Annotated in this window: 1 protein-coding gene; it reads right to left on the reverse strand. The window is 40.9% G+C overall.

Going from position 1 to position 235, the window contains the following annotated elements; translation table 11 throughout:
• Positions 1-21 precede the first annotated feature (21 nt).
• On the reverse strand, positions 22-235 hold a 214-nt coding region (locus R2R70_RS23210; protein ID WP_410979378.1), incomplete at its 5' end, for a glutaminase.

Raw genomic sequence — 235 nt, forward strand, 5'->3', positions numbered from 1 at the left:
CAATAAGCTCCCTATATCTCTCTAAAAGATAGAAATATCAAGCTTTTTAGATAGCAGCTCTAATGCTGCTATTCCTGCTACTGAGTTACCAAACGAATTAAGCCCTGGGGAATAAACGGCTACTGTAAACTTGTTAGGTAATACCGCAAGAATAGTTCCTGACACCCCTGATTTACCTGGCATACCGACCCTATACCCAAAATCACCCGCAGCATCATATAAACCACTGGTAAAT

The organism is Cobetia sp. SIMBA_158 (genome assembly GCF_046566945.1).
GTDB classification, from domain to species: Bacteria; Pseudomonadota; Gammaproteobacteria; order Pseudomonadales; family Halomonadaceae; genus Cobetia; species Cobetia amphilecti.